The following is a 24,615-nucleotide window of genomic DNA, read 5'->3' as shown; positions in this document are numbered from 1 at the left end:
GGAGGGAGGTCATGAACAAAACGCACGCCATTCTCGCTGGCTTTGTTTGCGTATCGCTCGTGGCTTGCGATGCCGGTAATCGCAGCGGTTCCAACTCGGCTGATGATTTTGCTGCGCGGATCAATGGCGGGAAACCCACTGCTCAAAAAGTAGAGCCGACCGATGCGCCCACCGTTGCAGCCCCCCTGCCCGGTGCTGTGACGCAGCCCGTGGCAACGCCCGGCGCCCAACCAGAAACCTATGTTCCGGGCACGATGGCCGATCCGCAAAGCTCGATCTGCGCGGCCAATGCGATGGGGCCGTTCATCGACAAGCTCGCGGATGATGCAACCCGTAAAGCAATTCTGGAAGCGGCATCGGGCGCTGGCTCTGTGCGATTTGTCTTACCCGGAAGTGCAGTCGTGCAGCCTGATCCGACCAGCACACGCCTCAGCATCATGATCGATAATCTCAATATCATCCGCGACGCGCGCTGCGGTTAGTCCGAAAGCCGGGCCGGCAAAAAAAAGCCCGGCGCCAATCTTCACGATCAGCACCAGGCTCCTTTCATCGGATTTAGAGATTAGCTCTTGAAGTGCTCATCGGCTGAGTGAGTTGGATAGTTCACATCGCCTTTTTCGATGAAGCCGGGGATGTCTTTTTCCCAGTTCGCCTGAACATCCTTGCTAAAGTTCAGGTAGAGCTTGCCATCGACGATTTCGAAGACTTCGGGATCGCCTGGTGCCAGCGCGTCATTTGCACCGATCGCCCATGCACAGTAGCCGCCGTATGCGGGGGCATATTTTGCGGGGTCTTCGACAAATGCTTTCGCGTTGTCTTCATTGGCAAAGCGATAGTCAAAACCGTTGTAACGAACGGTCAGCTCTTCGTTGCCAACGGTCGGTGTGCCGTCTCCTACGAAGTAGCTGACAACATCATAGCCGCGAACAGCGAGCGTATCGCCGATGTTTTCGGTGTAGATCGGGTTTTCAGCAACGCCGCCAAGATCGGCGTAAAGCGCAGCGCCTTCAACAGCTGCACCTTCAGCAGCAACCATGGAGTCGCCTTCAGTAGCGTTTTCGGCAGGAGCGCTACACGCGGCCACAGTTGCCAGAAGAGCGAGAGTAAACAGTGATTTTTTCATCGGGGTATCCTCCGTTAGGGTAACTTCAAATTTCCCAGCAGCCTGATTGCTGGGTCACTTGCCTTTTCGCCAGTCCACGTACGATGGTTACAGAAAAAACACCTTTCGTCAGAAAAATTGTCAAATTGGTTTGAAATTGGCTGTTTTACGGCGCTGAGCGGCTTGCGCTGATCGCACAATTGGGCAAAGACTATGTGCATGACTTACGGCCCTGCCACTTTCGGGAAAGCTCTCCTACTACGACTTATGCGCCCTTGGGCGGCATAGGGCGTTTGCGCAGGACAATGGCGCGGCCCACCGTTCAAGGGTCCAGTTAAAGCCATCACGCGGTCGCTATCATGACAAGTGATCAGCCCCAATGAGCAAGTCCCACCGAGTAAGTCCCAGCCATGTTGAAAAATCCATCGAACAAATATCGCCCCTTCCCGCAAATCAATCTGCCGGACCGCCAATGGCCTTCGCGCATCATTGATAAGGCGCCGCGGTGGCTCTCCACCGATCTTCGCGATGGCAACCAGTCGATCATCGACCCCATGGACGCGGTCAAGAAACGCCGCTTTTTCGATCTTCTGATTGAGGTCGGCGTCAAAGAGATCGAGGTTGGCTTTCCCAGCGCGGGCGCGACAGAGTTCGACTTTATCTCTGGTCTTGTCCAATCGGATGCCGTGCCGGACGATGTCACCGTTCAGGTGCTCACCCAAAGCCGCGAAGATCTGATCCGAACATCATTTGAAAGTCTCCGAGGTGCACGCGCTGCGATTGTTCACCTCTATAATGCGGTCAGCCCGGCCTGGCGCGATATTGTCTTTCGCATGAGCAAAGACGAAGTGCGCGAGATTGCCATGACGGGCGCTAAGGTCATGCGCGATTGCGCCGCTGCGCAGCCCGACACCGATTGGCATTTCCAATATTCGCCAGAGACATTCTCGACCGCAGAAATCGACTTCTCTATCGAGGTGTGCGCGGCAGTGATGGAAGTGCTGCAACCAACCCCCGACAAGCCAATCATCTTGAACTTGCCAGCAACAGTTGAGGCAGCGACACCCAATATTTACGCGGATCAGATCGAGTATTTCTGCAAGCACCTGCCCAACCGTGAAAGCGCGGTCATCTCGCTTCACACTCACAATGATCGGGGCACGGGCGTAGCAGCGGCGGAGCTTGGCCTGATGGCGGGCGCGGACCGGGTTGAAGGGTGCCTGTTTGGAAATGGCGAGCGCACGGGCAATTGCTGCCTCGTGACGATGGCGCTCAATCTCTACACGCAAGGCGTCGATCCTGAGCTTGATTTCTCGGACATCGACCGGGTGATCGAGACGGTCGAATATTGCAACGACCTGCCCGTCCATCAACGCCACCCCTATGGCGGCGAGCTCGTCTACACCGCCTTTTCCGGCAGCCATCAGGACGCTATCAAGAAGGGCTTTGAATCGCGCGATACGCAGAATGACGAGCTGTGGCGTGTCCCTTACCTGCCAATCGACCCCGCAGACTTGGGCCGCGATTACGAGGCAGTCATCCGCGTCAATTCACAAAGCGGCAAAGGCGGCTTTGCATGGGTATTGGAGCAGGATCAGGGCCTTAAACTGCCCAAGAAGATGCAGGCCGATTTCTCCAGATATGTGCAACATATGGCAGATGAGCTTGGCCGCGAATTGAATGCGACCGACATTTGGGAGGCGTTCAAGGGCGCCTACCACCTTGGCACGCAGGACCAAAAATTCCAGCTGGAGGACTATGAAGAAAGCCGGGCCTCTGACGGAACGCGTCTCTTCGCGGGCAAGATCGCGGTTGATGGCGGCACGCAAAGCGTATCGGGCAGAGGCAACGGCCTTATCTCCAGCGTTGTCACAACGCTTGAGGATGCTTTTGATCTCGAGCTCAAGGTGCTCGACTACACCGAGCATGCCCTTGGCACGGGACGCAATGCGAAGGCAGCAGCGTACCTTATGTGCCAATCGGGGGACCGCATTATCTGGGGCTGTGGCATAGACGAAGACGTCGCAACTGCCAGCGTGCGCGCCGTTCTAAGCGCGGCAAACTCGGCGGTTGCTGACTAAGCCGCCTCAAGCATCGTCACGCCGCCGCAGCAGGATGAGCGTTCCATCAATCGCATTGCGCAGGCGCAAAGTGTCTCCGTTAAGGCGATAATGGAACACCAGATCGGTGCCCTGAATGTGCAGTTGCTTCTCGTTGATCTGGTAGCTTTGCCAGATATCATCACCCCGATCGCGGCCTGAGTTACGCTCTGTGATGAACTCCATATCGTCGGTGATTTCGACAAAATCGCCGCGCGCAATATCGGTCACGCCGCTATGCCGGCGCACTTCCCAATCGCCGATAACCTGGCGCATATGAGCCTGCGCCGCGCACCCGGCACAGTCCAGAATGCGCGCCGATGTTTGCGTCAGTCCATCCACAAGCGCGATTTCTTTTTTGAGCCCTTCAAGGCCCGAGGCATTCAACCGGTCCGACAATGCGGCAAAGCTTGCCTGCGCAGCCGTTGCGTCACCTGTGCGTTGATAGGCGGCAAGCCCTGTGTTCATGACCTGGTATTGTTCAACCAGCATATGAGCCATGCGAAGCGCCTCAGACGGCTGCTCACTGATCGGAGCGACCTGCGCAATGTCCTCTCCCGTTTCCCCTGTCAAAGTGTCGGTGTATGTAAGCGAAACGCTTGCAGGTGAGAGATTTCCGTCCCCCTCACCCGTCAGGCTGGCGTAGATGCCGCCCCCGTTGGTGGACAAGAACGCGCTGCCGATTGTCGCCGTTACGCTTCCGCCAGGGCCGCGTTTGAGGATGTTTTCAGGCACCCCGTAAACATCAGCGATGCGAAAGCCATCTGCTGGTGTGATCGTAATGTCGATGTCTCTTGCGACCTCACCATTGACCATGTTGCGAAACTCACGGTCGAACAGTTCACCTGCCCCGCCCTCATCAGCCACAAAGAAGAGATTGCCGCCTTGGACCGCAGAAATCTTGCTCGCAAGCCGCCCGTCAAAAATCCGGCCAACACCGATTGAGGTAAGCCCAATGCCATCGCGCGCGCCGGACAGCGCCTGTCCCATAAAGCCGTCCGCAGAAGTATCGCCGACATTGGCGTTTTCGTCTGAGAACAGCATCAAGCGGGTGGTGCCATTGCTGCGCTCAAGCTCCTCTCGCGCGGTCGCATAGCCAAGCTTGAGCCCGGCTTCCATATAGGTTGATCCATTGATCGCAATGGTATCAATCGCAGCGGAGATTTCCGCTTCATTCCCCGCCACATCCATCACCGGCATGTGCACGCGCGTGTCAGAGCCATAGATAACAATGCCTAGTCGGTCCTGATCGCCCATTTGCTTAAGCACTGCGTGAAGGCCCTCTTTCACCCGCTCCATCGGCGGGCCGCTCATCGAGCCTGAGCGATCGACCACGGCAATAAGGCTCACGGGCCGTTTGCGATACGCATCAGGGTCCACCCCGCTTTCAAAACCAAGACCCACGAAGACTTTGGCATCAGGCTCCGTCGAAAGCCGGGCTGGCATGGCGCGGGCATTGATGCAGAAAAGCTGATCGCAGCTGCCTTGTGCAGGCAAGGTGAGGTCATGTTCGGCCAGCAACCCTTCGAGCGTCAGGCTCGACGGGCTGGGCAGTGTTTCACCCTCGTCAAGTGACACGGAGCGGAAGTGCTTGATGTCCTGAGCGCCGCCCTGACGCATGGTTGCGGTTACGATAATCGTATCGGCCGCATCCTCGTCATCACCCGCGTCAATGCTATTGTCCTGCGCATAAACGGCGCTTCCCGTCATTAAAGCTGCGAATGCTGTGCCCCCTAGGACAATTGCCTTGGTAAATGACGGTACACGCATCGCGACTCTCCTGTTTGTTGATGTGTCTAACAGCATGACGCGAAACGGGGGAAAGTCAAATTTACGTTACGGCCTAAAGGGTTTACGTGTCCGTAAAGACATCTCAAAGGGTGCCTCGATGGCCTCAACAGACCCTGCTCGAGCAGTTGTTTGCAACCTCATATTTTACCCCTAAGACTAACGCAGAAAATTACACGTGAGAGGGAAAAGACCGCATATGACCGAAGCAATTCTGGAAGCTGACCTTCCGATCATCGACCCGCATCATCACCTGTGGGACCTGCGCCCGATGATGCCGATGTTTCCCGAGCCTCACCATCGCTTTATCGAAACGCTTGTTCCGGTCGCGCATTATACTTTCGACCAATTCAATGCAGAGGTTGCCGGCAGCGGTCACAATGTCATCGGCACAGTCTTCATGGAGTGCGGCGCGTTTTACAACGGGGCCTATGGCGACGCGCTCAAACCTGTTGGCGAGGTTGAATATGTGAACGGCGTTGCGGCACAAAGCGCAAGCGGCCTTTACGGCAATGCGCGGCTGTGTGCGGGCATTGTAGGCCATGCGGATTTGATGCTGGGCGAAAGGGTGGGCGAAGTGCTCGACGCTTTGAAGGCCGCGGCCCCTTCCCGCTTCAAAGGTATCCGCCATCAGGGTGCTTGGGACGCCGACCCGGAGGTTCTGGGCCCTCCCTTCCACGCGCCGCCAGAGCTTTACCGGGATGCGACATTCCGCGACGGGTTCGCTGAATTAGGCAAGCGCGGCATGACCTTTGATGCATGGATATTGGAGCCGCAAATCGGCGACGTTATCGACCTCGCCCGCGCCTTTCCCGATACGCCGATCTGCCTTGACCACTGCGGCACACCGCTTGGCAATGCGAGCTATTCCGGCAAGCTTGAAGAGCGCTTTCCCATCTGGCGCGAGGCGATCATGGAGCTGGGCAAGTGCGAGAATGTGATGGTGAAACTTGGCGGGCTTGCGATGCACAATTGCGATTTGCCACCAGAGGGCCCTGCCGCGGGCTGGCCTTCTGAAAAGCTCGCCCCTCTTTGGAAGCCCTACATCGAAACCTGCATTGAGGCGTTCGGCACAAACCGCGCCATGTTTGAAAGCAATTATCCGGTGGATCGCTGGGGCGCGAGCTATTCGGTGCTGTGGAACACATTCAAGCGCATTACGGCTGATGCCAGTGATGATGAGAAAGCCGCGCTCTATGCCGGGAACGCGAAGGGTTTCTATGGGTTAGAGGACCTGCTTGCCTGAGAATGCTTGTCGGATTGCGATTTGCAACCTAACTCAGGCGCAAATTGTGATTCAGGAGAGAATTTGATGGCCCTTCCCGCCCCGTTTGACCGTCTGCGTTTGCCGCTGATCGGTTCACCGCTGTTCATTGTTTCCGGCCCGGAGCTGGTGATTGCACAGTGTAAGGCCGGGATCATCGGAAGCTTCCCTGCGCTCAATGCGCGCCCGCAAAGCCTGCTGGACGAATGGCTGCACCAGATCACGGAAGAGCTGGCCAAGCACAACCGCGAAAACCCGGACCGTCCCGCCGCGCCATTTGCCGTCAACCAGATCGTTCACAAGTCGAATGACCGGGTGATGCAGGACATGGCGACGTGCGAAAAATGGCAAGTTCCGATGGTTATCACCTCGCTTGGCGCGCGCACCGAGATTTTCGACGCAGTGCGCAATTGGGGCGGCATCACAATGCATGACGTCATCAACAACCGCTTCGCCAAAAAGGCCATCGAGAAAGGCGCAGACGGCCTTATCCCGGTGGCAGCAGGAGCCGGCGGTCACGCAGGCACGCAATCACCCTTTGCCCTTGTTCGCGAAATTCGTGAATGGTTTGATGGTCTTATCGCGCTTTCCGGTTCTATCGGTCACGGTGCATCCATCCTCGCAGCGCAAGCGGTCGGCGCAGACTTCGGATATGCCGGAAGCGCATTTATCGCCACGGAAGAAGCGAACGCTGACCAGGGCTACAAGCAAGGCATTGTCGAGGGTTCGGCAGAGGGCATCGTCTATTCCAACCTCTTCACCGGCGTGCATGGCAACTACCTGCGCTCGTCCATCGAAAACGCTGGGCTTGACCCCGACGACCTTCCGACAAGCGATCCATCCAAGATGAACTTCGGCTCTGGCGGCAACACCAAAGCCAAGGCGTGGAAAGACATCTGGGGTTCTGGCCAAGGGATTGGCGCGATCAAGTCGGTTGGCACGGTCGAAGACATGGTCGCCCGTTTCGAGAGCGAATATCACGCTGCCAAGTCGCGAATGCTCGAGGTTTCCGACTACACTTCCTGGAGTTAGGACCTCATGAAGCTAGGTCGAGGACCATATCTTCTCGGCCATTGCGTCCAGAGTATCAAAGTTGAACCCTGTTCCTAGCGGGTCCTTGCGATTTAACACGAACCCTTTGTCTTCATTTATCAATCGGATGCGCAGCGCTCTTTGCAGCAGGCGCATCCGGTCAAGGGCCTCCACGCGCGCAGTCTCCGGATCCTTGCGCTTCACAAGCTCCCAGCGCGTTTCAATCGAGCCGATACGCTCGATCACAAGTTCATTGTAAACAGGGTGCGGCCCGCGATGGAGCGGTAGGCCGGTTTGCACCGAGGCATCCTCTGTGGCCGGTAAGAGCAATCCGTTAAAACGGAAGTCGTCAAAGCCGATCCGCACCCGCCCGATGCTCTCGAACATGCGGCTGAAATAGCGCTTGTTGAGCAACTGCTTGGGCAAGAGGTGGTGGCGTTGAAGTCCGGGTCTATAGTGTGGCGTCCCACGACGATTTATGGACTGGAACGAGATCGTAACCCGGGTAGCGCTAAGGGCGCTTGCGCTCGGCCCATTCGAATTCAGGCCGGTTGCTTGCGGTCGCACCCCATGTCTTTTGCGCGCAATCCCTTGCGCATTCATCCCAGACAACCGATCCCTCGTCGTCAGTGGCGATCATTCTCGCCATACTCGTACAAATTTTCCGTTGCGAGAAGGCCGCATCAGCAATCTTGTGCCGTCAGGAGCCACCACTCGCTCGCTGGTTTCTACACCTCCAACCAATACCATTTGGTTTATGAGGCGTACACCAAGACGGGTGGCAGCAATCTTGTCCTCCGCAAGCGGTGGTTCGATCCGCACTTCCTGGCCAATCCAGAAATCCAGCCCTTCGCTCTGCAATGCTCCATCAACCGTCTCGCGAAATGCCGTCAAGCCAAGGGCAGGAAACGGCCCGCCCTCAAGCCAAGCGGTAATAACGGATTCAAAAAACTGGTGCCCGATTGCGCTGCCTGCCGGTGGCCAAACCACGCAGGCCAGTTCATCAAAATGATCAACCAGATCACGGGCCATTCCCAACAGGCTTTTTGCAATCGGCATCATCTGCTCACCACCTGTAAGGTGATGGCCGGGCGTCAGATGGAGCACTTCAAAATCGCCCGGCGCGGGCAATTGTGGGAGATCGAAGCGATGCAAAACTTGTGGAAAATCCGAAGATTGTCCCGGTGCAAGGCCTGCAAGATCGAATGTTAGACCATCCCGGACGAATTCGACCCAAACCCTGTCATGCCGGACATTGGCCATCGTCTCTCCGGCCTGGTCTGTGTCTTCGCCATCGGAAGTGACGAGATGCAGTGGAGCTTCGCCAACAGGATCATGGCTGATTGACACATTCGGGTGACACGCTGCGAATTCTTTTACAGCGCGGCGATCTGGCCGCTGGCCGCTGGAAAACAAAAGAAAGAGCCCCCGGGGGCCCGGAAAACCATGATCAGAGATAGCAAGTCCCCCCTTGGTTGGATGTCCAGCGGGCGCCTTGAACGCATTTTACATTATCTCTCAGAAACACAAGAAAGGCAAACCGTCCTTTTGCCCTAACTCGTTCTCTTGCGTCGGTATTCCCCATTTTCGCACCTCTTCTTAGTAACTTAGAATACACCCAAAGAGATGCCTTCCGAAATTGACAGTCCCAAGTCACTGCATTGCTTCTCGACTTGCGGCGGGACAGTTTTGTGAGCCCAAATCTCTTCTGCCTTTTGAGCATCGAAGTTGACAACCATCGGATCGGCAACGCGTCTTAACCGCCATCCGGTCGCGATCCGTTCGATTTGCCGCTGAGCGCCCTGCCCGTCAGAACCCGCCGCAATGATCGTGGCATAGGGCCGACCCTCAATCTTCCCGAGCACCGCATAGTAGTGGCAATCGAACATCTCTTTCATCTCGCCGCTCATCGAGGCGAGGTTTTCGGGGCAGACAAAGAGATAGGCAGAAGCATCAAGAATATCCTGCGCCGTCACATCACGTGCACGGATCAGGCACGAGTTGGCGTGGCATGCAGCAGCTTTCGCCATCTGCTCGCTTGCCCCCGTGCGGCTGTGCCAGATTATTAGAAGCGTCCTATCCTCGCCCATAACCCACCCAATCCCAGCAGACTGTCGATTGTCAATCCTTTGCGCCTGTTGTCCTGTCCATGGATGGGTTAAATGCGGTGAATGGCAACACGATCACTTTCAAATGTCCTGGGTGTCTCGCAATCGCTTGGCGGGAAAGAGTGGCGTTGGCGCGGCGGCACAATGGATTGCGGCGAGGAAACCTTTGGCCTCAGCAGCGACATTTTCGAGCAATTGCTACTATCGCGCGGGGTGGCCCGCGATGAGATCGCAAAGCACGCCTCCCCCACGATGCGCGAGTTTTTGCCTAACCCGTCCGAGTTTCGCGACATGGACAAAGCGGCCGAGCGCATTGCCGAAGCTGTGCTCAAAGGCGAGCAGATCACCGTCTATGGCGACTATGACGTGGACGGCGCGACCAGCGCGGCTTTGCTGATCGATCTTTTGGCAGGGCTTGGCGTTGAGGCGGGCTATTACATCCCTGATCGCTTGCTCGAAGGCTATGGGCCAAGCGGAGAAGCCCTTGTTCGACTGGCCGAGGATGGTTCAAGCCTTATTGTAACCGTCGATTGCGGGGCGATGGCTCATGAGGCGCTGACCATGGCGCGTGACGCGGGCGTCGATGTGATTGTGGTCGATCACCACAAATGCGCGAGCGATCTGCCCCCTACCGCTGCTCTCGTGAACCCGAACCGCCTTGATGAAAGCGACCTTGCCGCATCGCACGGGCATTTGGCAGCGGTTGGCGTCGCCTTCCTTTTGGCAATCGCACTGGTGCGAACCCTTCGTTCAAAAGGCTATTTCGAGGAGCGCAAAGAGCCCGATCTGATGGGACTTCTGGACCTCGTTGCTCTTGGCACGGTGGCCGATGTCGCGGCCTTGCATGGCCTAAACCGCGCATTTGTCGCGCAGGGGCTCAAAGTGCTTGCCCGCAGAGATCGCATCGGAATGGCCGCGCTGCTGGATGCAAGCCGGTTAAAACGCGCGCCGATTGCCTCTGACCTTGGCTTTGCCTTGGGTCCGCGGATCAACGCAGGCGGCAGGATCGGCGAATCGACCCTTGGCGTAAGGCTCCTCACGACAAGCGATCCCGAGGAAGCGCGTGAGATCGCAGAGCAGCTTTCGGCACTTAACGAAGAGCGCCGCGCAATCGAGGCTGAGGTGCAAGAAGCCGCCGAAGCCCAGTTGGAGGGCCAGCACAATATGGCTGTGCAGGTCCTTTCGGGGAGCGGTTGGCACCCGGGCGTGATCGGAATTGTTGCCGGGCGAATCAAAGAGAAGACCGGCAAACCTTCCATCGTCATTGCTCTGGATGGTGAAGAAGGCGCTGGCACTGGCAAAGGGTCCGGCCGTTCCATCAGCGGGGTTGATCTTGGCGCTGCCATTATCGCTGCACGCGAGCAAGGATTGTTGGTCGCAGGCGGAGGCCACGCGATGGCCGCAGGGCTTACTATCGAATCAGGCAAGCTTGCAGGGTTCAGCGAATTTCTGGACACTCGCCTCGCCCGCGATGTCGAACGAGCGCGCCTTTCGCAGTCCATGCAGCTTGACCTGTCCCTTTCACCCGGAGGATTGACGCCGGAACTGGTGACAACGCTGGAACAGGCGGGGCCGTATGGTGTTGGTTGGCCTGCCCCGCGTGTGGCGGTTGGCCCTGTCCACATCATAAAGGCCGATATCGTTGGCAAAGACCACTTGCGCATCATCGCAGCGGGCGCGGATGGGAAGAGCTTCAAGGCGATTGCCTTTCGCGCGGCCGAGACAGAAATGGCGCAAACCCTGCTCCATCGCAGCAAGTCTCGCCGATTCCATCTGGCAGGCCGGGTAAAGATCGACGACTGGGGCCCGCGCCCCGCGGCAGAGCTTCACCTCGAAGATGCGGCATTTGCGGACTGAAGATCGAGCGGAAATCAGGGCGAAATTCGCAGTTCCACACAGCATTGCGCAATTTTTCTCCAAACTTCGCAAGATGAGGGCTTGACCCATACCAAGAGCCCTCGTAGATGCGCGCTTCCGCAAACGAGCGTGGCCCGTTCGTCTAGCGGTTAGGACGCGGCCCTTTCACGGCTGAAACACGGGTTCGATTCCCGTACGGGTCACCACCTCCCCTCGCCTTTGGCAGGGTATTGCGAAGCGGTTTTTGACAAACCGATGACACTTCGAAAATAGACATTTGACGCACGGCGCTCAGCCACTAGAGGCTGTCGCTATGGAGGACCGTCGTGCAATCCCGCATACTGGCATCTGGCTCGCAGTCATCACGAGCGGGGCCATGCTGCTTTTCGGCCTCGACCCGGTGCTCAGTATCGCAGTGCTAGGTCTTTGGATCGGTTCTCTTTTCCTTGTCACCAGCACACCTCCTGAATCCCGCGTCAAGAAGGCGAAGAAATCGCTTAGCCTTTCGTCAATGCGCGAGCTGCTGGAGAACTCCTCGACGCCGGTTCTCGTGACAGAGAAGAACACAATTGCGATTGCCAACCGTGCCTCGCGCAAATTGCTGGGCTCGCATATCGTGGGACAGGATGCGCGCCTCGTTTTCCGTCAACCCGCAGCGATTGCTTTGTTGGATAAAGAACCAGGCGGTCAGGCGATTGTCCGCGGCCTTGTCCGAAGGCAGGACATCTGGCGCATCAATCGCCAGTCAATTGACGATGAACTCGCTGTGCTTGAGCTCATCAACCTTAGCGCAGAGGCCGATATCAGCCGCGCTCACACCGATTTTGTTGCCAATGCCAGCCACGAACTGCGCACGCCGCTTGCCTCTATTCTTGGTTATGTCGAAACCTTGAGCGAGAGCGGCGCTGACTTTGACACCCCCACCTCGCAGAAATTCCTCAAAACAATCCAGCGCGAGGCAAGCCGGATGCAAAGCCTCATCAGCGACTTGATGAGCCTCTCGCGGGTTGAGGCAGAAAAGCACGACGTTCCGCAAAAGACCCTCGACCTTGCGAAGACCGTAAAGCGGGCGGGGAATGATGCAGCGGGTCCGGAACGGTTGGAGAGGCTGGAATTCCAGCTTACCGAGACCCCGCTTGTCCAAGGAGACGAGCAGCAGATCGAGCAGGTGATCCGCAATCTGATCGACAATGCGCTCAAATATGGTGCCCCCGATACGCCGGTGCGCATCCGGCTGGACCATTCGCGGCTTGGCGAGGCCCGCATTACGGTCAGCGATCAAGGCGATGGTATTCCGTCTGAACATGTGCCGCATCTTACACGCCGGTTTTACCGGACTGATCCGGGCCGAAGCCGCGCCTCAGGGGGAACCGGCCTGGGCCTTGCAATTGTGAAACACATTGTCGAGCGCCACCGCGGACGACTTGATATCGAAAGCCAGGAAGGGGTCGGGACCAAGGTTATCGTGAGATTCCCGATCGCCGAAGAAGCGGCGCAAGTCTCGCAATAGACACCAAGAGGCACGCGCTACACCGAAACGGGCCCCGTTATTGTGCAGCTATCCAAACCGCAGACGGATCCCGGTTATCCACCATTGTCATTTTTCTGAAACACTAAAGTCATTTTCACGTCACATAATGGTCATATCCGCGCCTCGTCCAGACGATACCTCCGGCTGGACCAAGAGGGACGGGAAATAATGAAAACTACAAAGAAAGTCGCTATTCTAGCAGCGTTTTTGAGTTGCTCTGTGTCTAGCCAAGCGATGGCGCAGGATACTCAATCAAGCGAAGACGAGATCGAATCGCTTCGCGCAGAGCTCATCCGCCTGGCCGAGCGTATCCAGGAGCTTGAGACCAGCATCGCCCAGAACGCACAAAACGCGCAGATCGCGCAGAATTCAGCGCAAGAAGCTGGACAGGTTGCCCAGTCGGCATCACGGGCCGCCGAAGAGGCGACCCTTGCTGCCAACTCGGTACCATCAGTCAATTTCAAGGCTGCGCCCGAGGTTAAAGACGGCAACGGCTTTACCTTCAAACCCCGCGGTCGTCTTAATATTGACGCAGGGTTCGTAAGCGCACCCAGCTCCACTGGCGCAGATAGCGGCTTTGACGCGGAAGCGCGCCGTATCCGTCTTGGCGCATCGGGCAAGGTCCCGGGCGGTTTCGGCTATAAGATCGAGGTCGACTTTGCCGAGAATACGGTTGGTTTGACCGACGCGATTATCAGTTACACGGACGGAGGCCTCACGCTTCAGGCTGGCCAGTTCAACCCGTTCTGGGGTCTCGAAGAAATTTCGAGCAGTCTGCACACATCCTTTATCGAACGCTCGGCATGGACTGATGTGTTCCCGCTGGAACGCCGCGTGGGTGCATCGGCGGCCTACAAAACCGGCGACTTCATGATCCAGGGCGGCGTCTTTAGCGACAACAGCGAAGACCTGCCCAATGACAACACCAGCTTTGACAGCCGGGTTGTCTATGCCCCGAAGTCAGGTTCGACACAGCTGCACTTTGGTGGATCGGTTCACTACAACAAGCTAGGTGAAGGCACAGAACTTCGTTACCGCCAACGCCCGCTGGTCCACTTCACCGACAACCGTTTCATCGACACAGGCCGTTTCTCGGCGACTAGCGAGCTCGGTATCGGTCTTGAAGCGGCAGCGATTGCCGGTCCTTTCCACGTATCGCTTGAAGGGTACAATCAACGGGTCAACCGCCCGGGAGCCCTCGCAAGTCCGAACTTCCTCGGGGCCTCGGCCGAAGTCGGCTATTTCCTGACCAAAGGCGATACGCGCGGATACAAGCTTGGCGAATTTGATCGGGTCAAGCCGGTCAATCCGGTTGGCGAAGGTGGCACGGGCGCGGTTCAGGTGAACCTTCGTTACGACTATCTCGACCTGAATTCGCAAGGTGTGATCGGCGGTACGCAAGACAGCTTGCAGGCCTCGCTTATCTGGACCTTCACAGACTACACGCGCATTTTGCTGAATTACGGGCTTTTGTCCTATGGCAATTCAGCATTCCCGACCGACACCGGAGACACGTCCTACAACGTGCATGTCTTTGGCGCGCGTGCGCAAATGGACTTCTAACTGGACACGTCGGGTCACATGTCTTGCGGATTTGTGACCGTCTTGTCTCTAATCTGAAACATCAATCCCTATTGAACCTCCCAAGCCTATAAGGGGAATACCATTATGAAACTCGCAAAATCCGCCATTCTGTTGGCTGCATCGGCTCTCGCGCTCACTGCGTGTGGCGACGATCTGGGCACTGTTGAAAGCCGCGACACTATCCGCTCGGTTGGCTCCTCCACTGTCTTTCCATTTGCCAAAGCCGTTTCCGAATCGCTGGCCCGTTCAAATCCGGAACTGCCTGCTGTAGTCATCGAATCGACCGGCACCGGCGGCGGCATGAAATTGTTTTGCTCAGGCGAAGGCCTCGACACCCCATCGGCCACCAACGCATCGCGCCGCATGAAAGCATCGGAATTTGCCGATTGCCAGGAGAACGGCGTTGCTGAAGTCATCGAAATGCAGGTCGGCCTTGACGGTATCGCATTTGCTTCTGCGCAAGGCGGTATCGAGCTGAACCTCACGCCAAAGATCGTTTACGAAGCGCTGGCAGCGGCTCCTTACGGCGGTGAGCAGACCACGAAGACATGGGCCGATGTAGACCCATCGCTCCCTGCCCTCCCCATCCTCGTTTACGGTCCGCCAACCACATCGGGCACACGCGACGCTCTTAAAGAGCTGATCCTTGAAGTGGGTTGTGAGAGCAATCCTGAGATGGAAGCGCTCAAAGAAGCTGATGAAGACAAATACGACCAGGTCTGCACCGAAGTGCGCGCCGATGGCCTGTATGTCGATCAGGGCGAGCAGGATAACCTCATCGTTCAAAAGATCGAAGGCAACGAGAATGCAGTGGGCGTTTTCGGCTACTCATATCTCGAAGAAAATGCCGACAAAGTTCAAGGTCTTCCTATGAACGGTGTTGATCCGACCTATGAAAATATCGCTGGTTTTCAATACCCTGGTGCTCGTCCGCTTTATGTCTATGTCAAGAAAGCTCACATTGGCCAGGTCAATGGCCTTGCTGAATATCTGACAGAGTGGACAAAAATGTGGGAACGCGGTGGCCCTCTGGCTGGCATTGGTCTAGTGGCCTCGCCAGACGACGTGATGGCCGCGAATCTGTCGGCTGCTACCGAGTACACGACCATCGACGGGTCGGAACTTAAGTAAGGCACTTTGTAAGTTAGGATACGACGCTGGCTGCTTCCTTTCTCTTGGTTCTGGGCCTTGCCCTTGCCGGGTGGCTATCTGCACGCAGCCGCGCATGGGCGCTGCGTGCAAACTCGGGAAGCAGGCTGGCGAGCCTACCCAACTATCATGGTTGGTACGTGGGTCTCTGGATCTTCGTACCAACCATCATCTTCGTTCTTGTCTGGAACGCGATTTCACCAAATCTCGTGATCCAGTCTGTCCTCGCAAGCCCGGCTGCGGACGGCTTGCCAGCGATGGAAAGCGCCCGGCTCGACGCGCTTAGAGAAGCGCGCGCGGTCGCGTCCGGTGCGCTTGCCTCGACCACAAATCCCGATGCCCTTCCTATGGTTGCACCGTTTAGCGATGCGCTGTCGCAGTATCGTTGGATCGGGATTGCTCTGACCGTGATTATTGCTGGGGCGGCGGGTGCCTGGTCCTACCTGCGGGTGAAGCCGGAATTTGGCGCGCGTACGCGGGTCGAGCGGGTCATTATGGCCCTCCTGATCCTTGCCTCTCTTGTCGCCGTGTTCAGCACCTTCGGTATTCTGGCGAGCCTTATCTTTGAAACCTTCCGGTTCTTTGAAATGGTGTCGCCGATAGACTTTCTGTTCGGCACATTCTGGTCGCCTGACCCGATGGCGAACCCCGACAATCCCGACCCCACACGTTATGGCGCCATCCCGCTGTTCTGGGGCACGCTTTTGATCGGCGCGGTGATCGCGATGATCGTTGCCATTCCTATCGGCATGATGAGCGCGATTTACCTCACCCAATACGCCCACCCCCGTTTCCGCGCATGGGCAAAGCCCGCGCTGGAGATTCTCGCTGGCGTTCCAACGGTTGTTTACGGCTATTTCGCAGCTCTGACTGTTGCGCCTATGATCCGCGATCTGGCGATGTCGGTCGGGATCGCAAACGCTTCATCGGAAAGCGCGCTTGCCGCAGGGCTTGTGATGGGCGTGATGATCATCCCGTTCGTTTCTTCCATGGCCGACGACAGTATCGCTGCTGTGCCCCAGGCGATGCGCGATGGCAGTCTTGCCATGGGCGCGACCACTTCCGAAACCATCAAGCAGGTTTTGGTGCCCGCCGCCCTTCCCGGAATTGTAGGCGGGGTCATGCTCGCGATCAGCCGCGCGATCGGTGAAACGATGATCGTGGTGATGGCGGCTTCCACCGCTGCAAATCTGTCTGCCAACCCGCTCGATTCCATGACCACTGTCACGGTGCAAATTGTCGCGATGCTCACCGGTGAAGGCAGCTTTGATCACCCTGCAACGCTCAGTGCTTTTGCGCTTGGCTTTATCCTGTTCCTTGTGACCTTGGCCCTCAACTTCGTCGCCTTGAGCGTCGTTAAAAGGTATCGCGAAGCTTATGAGTGATACTCTCGCCCCCACCGCCGACAGCGCGCCTGTAAACGCTCACGATACCAAGCGGTTCGAGCAGCGCTTGAAAGTTCGTTACGCCCAAGAGCGTCGCTTCAAGATGCTCGGTCTTGCTGCGATTTCCTTCTCGGTAATCGTGCTGATCGTGCTTCTAGCGAACATGGCGTTCAATGGCCTTGGAGGTTTTCAGCGCGCTGAATTGTCGGTCGAAATCGACTTTGTGCAAAGCGGCCTTACCGCGCCAGAACAAGGTGCGACACCGGCTGAAACCATGCGTAGCCTTGATAACCAGGGCCTTCGCTCTGTTGTGTACGGCGCGGCTCAGGCGAACCTTGGGAATGAAGCGGCCGAAGAGCTTAACGGCGAAGCCTGGCGCGAAGTGGCTTCGATGATCCATGCCAACCCGTCCATTTTGACGCGCAAGGAAGTGCTTGAACTTCCCGCCTCGGCTGACCTTTCCGCCGGCTATTCCGGCGAAGGCTCACCGGCGATGCAAGAGCTTGCGAGCGACCTTTCGGCAAGAGGCTTGCTCGACAAGAATTTCGACTTCGGCTTTCTCGAAAGGTCCGATGCAACCGATCCGCAGCTTGCAGGGATATGGGGCGCGCTCAAAGGGTCTGTGCTGACCATGCTGGTGACCTTTGTGCTGGCCTTCCCGATCGGGATCATGGCTGCGCTCTACCTTGAGGAATATGCGCCCAAAAACCGCTGGACCGATTTTCTCGAGGTTTCGATCAACAATCTCGCGGCGGTCCCATCCATCATCTTCGGTCTGTTGGGTCTGTTTTTCCTGATGACGGCCTTCCCGACCTTGCGTTCGACCCCGGTCATCGCCGGTATCACCCTTGCCTTGATGACGATGCCGGTGATTGTCATTTCCAGTCGCAACGCGATCAAGGCTGTGCCGCCTTCGATCCGCGATGGCGCGCTTGCGGTGGGCGCATCGCCGGTACAGGTCGTGTTCCACCACGTCCTGCCATTGGCCCTTCCCGGAATGCTGACCGGCACGATCATCGGCATGGCGCGTGCTTTGGGTGAGACGGCTCCTTTGATCCTGATCGGCCTTCGCGCCTTCGTCGCATCGCCGCCCGAAGGCTTCACCTCTGCGGCCACCGTTTTGCCGGTTCAAATCTTCCTGTGGTCCGATGAAATTGACCGCGGCTTTGTCGAAAGGACGAGTGCGGCTATTATCGTCCTGCTTATCGTCCTCCTTATGATGAATGGCCTCGCCATTTATCTTCGCAACAAGTTCGAGAAATCCTGGTGACAGTAATCCATCCCAACCTAGAAGTCGTCGAACCAAAGATGAGCGCTGAAGGCGTCTCGGTCTATTATGGCGAAAAGCAGGCAATCAAAGATGTCTCAATCGGCATTCCGGCCAAATATGTGACCGCTTTCATCGGTCCGTCAGGCTGTGGCAAATCGACATTCCTGCGCGCATTGAACCGCATGAATGACACGATCCCTTCCGCGCGGGTTGAAGGCCAGATCGAGCTGGACGGGGAGAATATCTATTCCTCGGCGATGGATGTGGTGCAATTGCGCGCACGGGTGGGGATGGTGTTCCAGAAGCCCAACCCCTTCCCCAAGTCGATTTATGACAATATCGCCTATGGCCCGCGCATCCACGGCATTTTTGAGCAGAAGGGCGATCTTGACGGGATCGTCGAAAGCTCGCTTCAACGCGCCGGCTTGTGGGATGAGGTCAAGGATCGCCTGAACGATCCGGGCACAGCCCTATCCGGCGGTCAGCAACAGCGTCTTTGTATTGCGCGCGCAATCGCGGTTGATCCCGAAGTCATCCTGATGGACGAGCCCTGCTCTGCGCTTGACCCGATTGCCACGGCCAGGATCGAAGAGCTGATTGCCGAGCTTTCAAGCCGTTATGCTATCGTGATCGTCACCCACTCCATGCAGCAAGCCGCGCGTGTTTCGGATCGTACGGCATTCTTCCACCTTGGCGAGATTGTGGAATACGGACGCACTTCCGATATCTTCACCAATCCCATCGAGCAACGCACTAAAGACTATATCACCGGGCGGTACGGATAATGAACGACCATACAGTAAAGGCGTTTGACGAGGACATCACCCGGCTTCGCGGCCTCATCGGAGAGATGGGCGGACTTGCCGAAGTGGCAATCGAAGAGGCTCTGGCTTCCCTCGTCACCGGAGACACCGAGCGCGCGCAGAAAGTCGTCGATGGCGACAAGAAGCTCGACGAGCTGGAGATGCAGGTCGATAAGCTTGCGATCCGCGTCATTGCCCTTCGCGCACCGATGGCCGATGACCTTCGCGAAGTGATCGCGGCCCTGAAAATCGCAGGCGTGGTTGAACGCATCGGCGACTATTCCAAAAACATCGCGAAACGCGTTGGAAGTGTTGAGGGCAAAGACCGCTTTGAACCTTTGACCCTTCTTCCAGCCATGGGCGAAGTGGCAGCAGAGATGGTGCACGATGTGCTCACCGCCTATGCCGCACGCGACCCTGATCTGGCGCGCGAGGTGATCGCCACAGACAATAAGGTCGATGCTTTCTACAACAGCATTTTCCGCAACCTTGTCAGCTATATGGTCGAGAACCCTGCGACCATTTCGAGCGCGGCACAGTTGTTGTTCGTCGCTCGTAATCTTGAACGGATCGGCGACCATGCCACCAATGTCGCCGAGATGGTCCATTTCGCTGCAACCGGTGCTTATCCCCCGGAGGATGACCGCTAGGCCACGCGTTTTTTTGGGATCGAATTTTTCAGGAGGCCAAGCTCATGCACGCTGCCAAATTGCTCCTAGTTGAAGACGACCCTGCCCTTTCCGAATTGCTGGAATATCGCTTCCAGAACGAAGGCTATGACGTTCGCGCGACGAAGGACGGAGATGATGCTCTCATCCTTGCGCGCGAAGATGTGCCCGATCTTGTCATCCTTGATTGGATGATCGAAGGCACCAGCGGGATCGAAGTATGCCGCCAATTGCGCCGCCACAAGGAAACCGCGCATGTGCCCATCATCATGCTGACCGCGCGCGAGACCGAAGATGATCGGGTGCGCGGGTTGGAAATGGGCGCGGACGACTATCTGACGAAACCTTTCTCTCCGCGCGAGCTTCTCGCCAGAGTGGCCGCGGTCATGCGCCGCATCCGGCCTGCACTTGCTGGTGAAACCATTGAGGTGGGCGACATTACGCTCGATCCGGTCGCCCATAAGGTGCAACGCCGCGGAGAATCGCTCCAACTGGGACCAACCGAATACCGGCTCCTGAAATTCTTTATGGAAAGCCCGGGCCGCGTGTTTAGCCGTGGGCAATTGCTTGACGGCGTTTGGGGTAATGGCAGCGATATCGAACTGCGAACCGTGGATGTGCACATCCGCCGATTGCGCCAGGCGATTGAAATCGATGGCGTCAAAGGTCCGATCCGCACAGTGCGTTCGGCGGGCTACGCATTAGAGGCCGTTTAACGACAGGCTCCGCCCCAGTTTCCGCCCTGATCGAGGTGGAAGTGATCGGCATGGGCTGCGTTATAGTCCGGTGACAGGACCACAGCGAAAACATCGCAGGCGTCATCGCGGATCTGGCGCAGGAAGTTTGCCTTGGCAGGGTCTCCATCCCAATCATCAATCAGGCTGATCCGGCGACCATCTTCCAGCACTACGGCGCTGATATCAATGGCGTTTCCGGTGGCATGCTGGCTCCACGCATTGGAGCTTCCGCCGCGCATCCGGCGGCAATTGTAGACGCCCATATGCTCGAAATGGGAAAGCTCGCTGCCCAGAATTTCGCGCGCGGCAGGGGCAACGCTTTTTATGCGCCAAAGCTCCAATGCGGCGGCCACCGGACAAGTCGTCGCAGGCACGCTTGGCCTCAATGGAAAACCGGAAAGCTGTGTCCTGTCGGGCCGCGCGCATGGCCCTTCGCCTTCAGCAGGCATGGTGGAATAGGCGACCTCGCTACGGTCGAGTACGGCGCGGCAGGCGGAGATATCATCACGAAGTGCGACAAGCTTTGTGGCTGTGGCAAGACCAACCGGATCGCGCAAATCGAGCGGTGCAAAAGGGTTATGCTGAGGATGCCGGTGAAGCCAGTTCCAGCCTGCAAACCCGGCGAAGACAGCGATAGAGAGCAAGAGAAGGCTTATCACGCCGCGCTTGCCCTGCCCCTTTTTGCGGCGTCTTGGTCTTGAACGGGGTTTTTGTGCCATGTGCTCGCTCTAGTGAAAATCGCGCGATTTCGGAATAATCCGGTGGTTGCGTGGGTGGCCGCCAGAAATTGGTGGCACCTCGGGTAGCTGGTCGATGATGTCGCGTGGATGTACCGCGTCTTTTTCAACTGGTGATTTGCGACCCTGAAGGGGCGTATTCACATGGTCTGCGCGGGCTAAAGGCGCATCAAGCATATCATCGGAAAGCGCATAAAGCTGATCGCTCGCATCGACCATGTTTTGCGCGATCACGTGGATCACCTCGTCATCATATTCGACGCGGCCCCGCACCTCCATAAGCCGCGCGCCCATCACAACCTGACGCTGTTTTTCCTTAAGGTCAGGCCACACGACGAGGTTCACAACGCCCGTCTCATCCTCCAGCGTGATAAAGCACACACCCTTGGCAGAGCCGGGTCGCTGACGGATGAGGACAACGCCTGCGACCTGGACCATCGAGCGGTACTTGCGACCTCGAAGGTCTGAAGCGCGCACAAACCCGCGTTCAGCCAGGCGCGGGCGCAGGAAGGCCATGGGGTGCGCTTTAAGGCTCAGCCGCGTGGTCTGGTAGTCGTTCACCACCTCCTCTGAAAGCGGCATTCTCGGTAGCTTGGTGGGCGAGGCTTCCGCTCCCTCATCTCGGGTCTCAGCCGCACGGAACAGCGGCAGGTCGGGCCCTGCAATAAGGCTCCGCGCATCCCACAAGGCCTGACGGCGGGAAAGGTTCAGCGAGGTGAAGGCATCGGCGCTCGCAAGCCGCTCGATATGCGCAGGAGACAACCCTGCCCGCTCACGCAGTTCAGCCACGTCGCGATAAGCGCCGTTCTCCGCGCGCTCTGCGACCAATTGCGCGGCCACATGTTCGTGCAAGCCGTCAATCTGGCGGAGCCCCAAGCGAAGGGCGATGTGGCGGTCCAAACGCCGGGTTTGCGCATCCCTCGCCTCGGCAATCTCCTCCAAAGTGCAGTCCCACTGACTGCAATTCACATCCGCTGGCAGCACTTCGACCCCATGCTCCCTTGCATCGCGCACGATCTGTGCAGGCGCATAGAACCCCATGGGTTGTGAGTTCAAAAGTGCCGCCGCAAACGCCGCCGGGAAGTGGCATTTGAGCCAGCTTGAAACATAGACCAGATGCGCGAAGCTTGCCGCGTGGCTCTCGGGAAAGCCGTATTCGCCAAAGCCCCTGATCTGGTTGAAACACCGCTCTGCAAATTCGGGGTCATAGCCGCGCTTCACCATGCGCCCGACCATCATGTCTTGCAGCTCATCAACCATCCCGCGCGACCGGAAAGTCGCCATGGCTTTGCGCAAACGATTGGCTTCAAGCGAAGAGAATTTGGCCGCATCCAGAGCGATCTTCATCGCTTGCTCCTGGAAAATGGGCACACCCAAAGTGCGCTCTAGAATGCTGGAGAGTTCATCGGGGGGACCGTGGGCAGGCGATGGCTTGGGGATCACCACTTGCTCGGCCCCGCGCCGGCGTTTGAGGTAAGGGTGCACCATATCGCCTTGGATCGGTCCGGGACGAACAATCGCGACCTGAATGACAAGATCATAAAACTCGCGCGGGCGAAGGCGTGGGAGCATGTTCATCTGCGCGCGGCTTTCGACTTGGAAAACACCCAGCGAATCCCCCTTTCGCAGCATCGCATAGGTTTCCGGGTCCTCGCGCGGGACGCTCGCAAGCGTCAAAGTGCGGTCATGGTGCGCTTCAAGCAAGTCGAGGCATTTCTTGATGCAGGTCAGCATCCCCAGAGCCAGCACATCGACTTTGAGGATACCCAGCGCCTCGATATCGTCCTTGTCCCACTCGATGAAACTGCGCTCGGGCATAGCGCCATTGCCGATCGGCACGGTCTCGGTCAGCGGCCCGTCCGTGAGGATAAACCCGCCCACGTGCTGGCTGAGATGGCGCGGCATTCCGATCATCTGCTCGGTCAGCGCCAGCACGCGTTTCAAATGCGGGTCGGTCACATCCAGACCGCTTTCGCCTGCGTGTTTCTCGCTTATCTCGCGGCCCCATGATCCCCAGACGCTTTTGGCAAGGCGCGAAGTCACATCCTCGGACAATCCCATCGCCTTACCCACTTCGCGGATCGCCATGCGCGGGCGGTAGTGGATGACCGTTGCCGTCAGCCCAGCGCGCGCGCGGCCGTATTTCTTGTAGATATACTGGATCACCTCCTCGCGCCGCTCATGCTCGAAGTCGACGTCGATATCGGGCGGCTCCTTGCGCTCTTCGGAGATGAAACGGTCGAAGAGCAGCTGGTGCTTGGCGGGGTCCACGCTGGTGATTTCGAGACAATAGCACACAGCAGAGTTCGCAGCAGAGCCCCTGCCCTGACACAGGATCGGCGGGTCGACGCTGCGGGCGAAATCGACGATGTCCTTGATGGTGAGGAAGTAGCGCGCAAGATCGAGCTTGGCGATGAGCGCGAGCTCGCGTTCGAGCGTGTCGTGGACGCTGTCAGGCACGCCTTCCGGATAGCGTCGCTCGGCGCCCGCCCATGTTTCCACCTCGAGATATTCCTGCGGCGCCATGCCGTCAGGGTAGATTTCCTCGGGGTATTCGTAAGCGAGTTCGTCGAGCGAAAAGTCGCAATTGTCCGCGACTGCGCGCGCGGCCTTGATCGCATGGGGCCAGCGGTCGAACAGGCGCAGCATCTGCTCGGGCGATTTCAGGTGCCGCTCGGCATTGGCGTGGAGCAGATGGCCTGCCTCTGCCACGGTGGTCTTGTGCGCAATCGCCGTCATGACATCCTGCAAAGGGCGGCGCGAGGGCGCGTGGTAGTGGACATCATTGGTGGCGAGGAGTGTGAGGTCGTTCTCGCGGGCGAGCCTATCCAACTGGTCAATCCGTGCGACATCATCGCCGCGGTAGAGATAGCTTGCCGCAAGGTGGCGCAAGGTCGGGAGTTGCTCGGTCAGATAGGGGAGCAGTTTGGGGAAAGGCGCGGTGAGCGGCATCCTTCCGACCTCTTCACCATCGGGTCGAAGCGGCACCACATTGCTCTCGACCTCTATGGTGAACTCTGCACCCAAATCACCCGGCGGAATAAGGATCAGCTGCACACCCTCGCTGTGTTCAGCCAGCATCGCCAAGCTGATCTCGCACACGCCCTTTTCCTGCCATTCGCCGGTGAGTGTTTGCATCCGCCCCTGGCTGATCAGGCGCGAGAGGCGGCCATAGGCTTTGCGGTCCTTCGGGTAGGCGAGGAAGGCGAGCCCCTCGACCGTTTCGATGCGGGTGCCGATAACCGGGCGCAGCTTGAGGGTCTTGGCCTCGGTATGGAGCCGCACCACGCCTGCAAAGCTGTTCGCATCGGCCAGCCCCAACGCGTCATAGCCGAGCATCCGCGCAGTCATCGCAAGGTCCACCGCATCAGACGCGCCGCGAAGGAAAGAGAAACAGCTCACCAGCCCCAGCTCCACAAAGGGCGCAGGTTGCGGCGGGTCGATCAGGTCGGGATCAAGCTCCAACGTGCGTTTGTCAGGGGTGAGCGGGGCCTCGGGCAT

Annotated in this window: 21 protein-coding genes and 1 tRNA gene; 14 read left to right on the top strand and 8 right to left on the bottom strand. The window is 57.8% G+C overall.

Translation table 11 applies throughout. The annotated features are described in order from the left end of the window. The first annotated feature begins 11 nt into the window (after positions 1–11). Positions 12–482, top strand: coding sequence for a hypothetical protein (locus AC0V6Q_RS03655; protein ID WP_486167060.1), 471 nt, complete (start codon positions 12–14; stop codon positions 480–482). A gap of 80 nt (positions 483–562) precedes the next feature. On the opposite strand, the gene AC0V6Q_RS03650 is transcribed toward AC0V6Q_RS03655, so the two are convergent. Next, the gene (locus AC0V6Q_RS03650; protein WP_486167059.1) at positions 563–1,123 is read right to left on the bottom strand and encodes a YHS domain-containing (seleno)protein; all 561 of its coding nucleotides are present in this window, start codon (positions 1,121–1,123) and stop codon (positions 563–565) included. 389 nt (positions 1,124–1,512) lie between these two features. On the opposite strand from AC0V6Q_RS03650, the gene leuA reads away from it, so the two are divergent. Continuing rightward, a complete protein-coding gene (gene leuA / locus AC0V6Q_RS03645; protein ID WP_486167058.1) occupies positions 1,513–3,183 on the top strand; it encodes a 2-isopropylmalate synthase in 1,671 nt (556 codons plus the stop codon). A 6-nt stretch (positions 3,184–3,189) separates the two neighbouring features. Here leuA and AC0V6Q_RS03640 read toward each other — a convergent pair whose 3' ends face one another. Then, positions 3,190–4,971 carry a vWA domain-containing protein gene (locus AC0V6Q_RS03640; protein ID WP_486167057.1) on the bottom strand — a complete coding sequence of 594 codons (1,782 nt, stop codon included), beginning with the start codon at positions 4,969–4,971 and terminating at the stop codon, positions 3,190–3,192. 217 nt (positions 4,972–5,188) lie between these two features. Between AC0V6Q_RS03640 and AC0V6Q_RS03635 the strand changes: the two genes are divergently transcribed. Beyond that, positions 5,189–6,235, top strand: a complete 1,047-nt coding sequence (locus AC0V6Q_RS03635) for an amidohydrolase family protein (protein ID WP_486167056.1) — start codon at positions 5,189–5,191, stop codon at positions 6,233–6,235. A gap of 66 nt (positions 6,236–6,301) precedes the next feature. Beyond that, positions 6,302–7,285, top strand: a complete 984-nt coding sequence (locus tag AC0V6Q_RS03630) for an NAD(P)H-dependent flavin oxidoreductase (protein ID WP_486167055.1) — start codon at positions 6,302–6,304, stop codon at positions 7,283–7,285. Between the two features lie 12 nt (positions 7,286–7,297). Here AC0V6Q_RS03630 and AC0V6Q_RS03625 read toward each other — a convergent pair whose 3' ends face one another. The 4 genes from AC0V6Q_RS03625 to AC0V6Q_RS03610 form a co-directional block, all read right to left on the bottom strand. Continuing rightward, positions 7,298–7,765 (bottom strand): AHH domain-containing protein, encoded by a 468-nt coding sequence (locus AC0V6Q_RS03625; protein ID WP_486169243.1) that lies wholly within the window; start codon positions 7,763–7,765, stop codon positions 7,298–7,300. A gap of 31 nt (positions 7,766–7,796) precedes the next feature. Continuing rightward, positions 7,797–7,925, bottom strand: coding sequence for a hypothetical protein (locus AC0V6Q_RS03620; protein WP_486169323.1), 129 nt, complete (start codon positions 7,923–7,925; stop codon positions 7,797–7,799). Then, entirely contained in the window at positions 7,922–8,548 is a 627-nt protein-coding gene (locus AC0V6Q_RS03615; RefSeq protein ID WP_486167054.1) for a hypothetical protein, read from the bottom strand. The genes AC0V6Q_RS03620 and AC0V6Q_RS03615 overlap by 4 nt, the downstream gene beginning before the upstream one ends. 344 nt (positions 8,549–8,892) lie before the next feature. After that, positions 8,893–9,375: a flavodoxin family protein gene (locus tag AC0V6Q_RS03610; protein WP_486167053.1), complete on the bottom strand. Its 483-nt coding sequence runs from the start codon at positions 9,373–9,375 to the stop codon at positions 8,893–8,895. 81 nt (positions 9,376–9,456) lie between these two features. Between AC0V6Q_RS03610 and recJ the strand changes: the two genes are divergently transcribed. From recJ to phoB, 10 genes are all read left to right on the top strand, one after another. Further along, positions 9,457–11,250, top strand: coding sequence for a single-stranded-DNA-specific exonuclease RecJ (gene recJ / locus AC0V6Q_RS03605; RefSeq protein ID WP_486167052.1), 1,794 nt, complete (start codon positions 9,457–9,459; stop codon positions 11,248–11,250). Positions 11,251–11,381: 131 nt separating this feature from the next. Further along, positions 11,382–11,456 (top strand) — tRNA-Glu (locus AC0V6Q_RS03600). 107 nt (positions 11,457–11,563) lie between these two features. Further along, on the top strand, positions 11,564–12,760 hold the full coding sequence (locus tag AC0V6Q_RS03595; protein WP_486167051.1) for a sensor histidine kinase: 1,197 nt from the start codon (positions 11,564–11,566) through the stop codon (positions 12,758–12,760). 189 nt (positions 12,761–12,949) lie between these two features. Beyond that, complete coding sequence (locus AC0V6Q_RS03590; RefSeq protein WP_486167050.1) at positions 12,950–14,344, top strand: OprO/OprP family phosphate-selective porin; 1,395 nt, start codon at positions 12,950–12,952, stop codon at positions 14,342–14,344. A 105-nt stretch (positions 14,345–14,449) separates the two neighbouring features. Continuing rightward, positions 14,450–15,496, top strand: a complete 1,047-nt coding sequence (locus AC0V6Q_RS03585) for a substrate-binding domain-containing protein (protein WP_486167049.1) — start codon at positions 14,450–14,452, stop codon at positions 15,494–15,496. A 26-nt stretch (positions 15,497–15,522) separates the two neighbouring features. After that, the gene (pstC, locus tag AC0V6Q_RS03580) at positions 15,523–16,899 is read left to right on the top strand and encodes a phosphate ABC transporter permease subunit PstC (protein WP_486169242.1); all 1,377 of its coding nucleotides are present in this window, start codon (positions 15,523–15,525) and stop codon (positions 16,897–16,899) included. Then, positions 16,892–18,169 (top strand): phosphate ABC transporter permease PstA, encoded by a 1,278-nt coding sequence (gene pstA / locus AC0V6Q_RS03575; RefSeq protein ID WP_486167048.1) that lies wholly within the window; start codon positions 16,892–16,894, stop codon positions 18,167–18,169. Before pstC ends, pstA begins: the two co-directional genes overlap by 8 nt. A 38-nt stretch (positions 18,170–18,207) precedes the next feature. Next, positions 18,208–18,954, top strand: coding sequence for a phosphate ABC transporter ATP-binding protein PstB (gene pstB, locus AC0V6Q_RS03570; protein ID WP_486169241.1), 747 nt, complete (start codon positions 18,208–18,210; stop codon positions 18,952–18,954). Continuing rightward, positions 18,954–19,622: a phosphate signaling complex protein PhoU gene (gene phoU / locus AC0V6Q_RS03565; RefSeq protein ID WP_486167047.1), complete on the top strand. Its 669-nt coding sequence runs from the start codon at positions 18,954–18,956 to the stop codon at positions 19,620–19,622. Before pstB ends, phoU begins: the two co-directional genes overlap by 1 nt. A gap of 44 nt (positions 19,623–19,666) precedes the next feature. Continuing rightward, on the top strand, positions 19,667–20,356 hold the full coding sequence (gene phoB, locus AC0V6Q_RS03560) for a phosphate regulon transcriptional regulator PhoB (RefSeq protein WP_486167046.1): 690 nt from the start codon (positions 19,667–19,669) through the stop codon (positions 20,354–20,356). On the opposite strand, the gene AC0V6Q_RS03555 is transcribed toward phoB, so the two are convergent. Together AC0V6Q_RS03555 and AC0V6Q_RS03550 are read right to left on the bottom strand one after the other, a co-directional pair. Continuing rightward, positions 20,353–21,096 carry an extensin-like domain-containing protein gene (locus tag AC0V6Q_RS03555; RefSeq protein WP_486167045.1) on the bottom strand — a complete coding sequence of 248 codons (744 nt, stop codon included), beginning with the start codon at positions 21,094–21,096 and terminating at the stop codon, positions 20,353–20,355. The genes phoB and AC0V6Q_RS03555 overlap by 4 nt on opposite strands. A gap of 9 nt (positions 21,097–21,105) precedes the next feature. Beyond that, a complete protein-coding gene (locus AC0V6Q_RS03550) occupies positions 21,106–24,615 on the bottom strand; it encodes an error-prone DNA polymerase (protein ID WP_486167044.1) in 3,510 nt (1,169 codons plus the stop codon).

Source organism: Erythrobacter sp. S227 (genome assembly GCF_057364925.1).
The sequence above is the reverse complement of the archived record's forward strand: the minus strand, read 5'-3'. Positions and strand labels throughout refer to the sequence as shown.